Origin of the sequence: Candidatus Protochlamydia sp. W-9, assembly GCF_001950615.1 — a bacterium.
In the GTDB taxonomy this organism is placed as follows: Bacteria; Chlamydiota; Chlamydiia; order Chlamydiales; family Parachlamydiaceae; genus Protochlamydia; species Protochlamydia amoebophila.
Map to the genome: position 1 here is coordinate 1 of NZ_BCPZ01000077.1, position 211 is coordinate 211.

At 43.6% G+C, this 211-nt stretch carries 1 pseudogene; it reads left to right on the forward strand.

The features are described from left to right. A pseudogene (locus tag BU804_RS02110) lies at window positions 1–211 on the forward strand (hypothetical protein); the annotation flags it as partial.

The following is a 211-nucleotide window of genomic DNA, read 5'->3' on the forward strand; positions in this document are numbered from 1 at the left end:
TTACTGACGCTGGATTAGCACACTTGCGACCTTTAGTGGCTTTACAGCACTTAGATCTGAGTTACAGCCACCATTTTACGGATGCTGGATTAGCCCATTTGGCACCTTTGGTGGCTTTACAGCATTTGAATTTGGCTGGATGCCATAATTTTAAGGATGCTGGATTAGCCCATTTGACATCTTTGGTGGCTTTACAGCATTTAGACCTAAG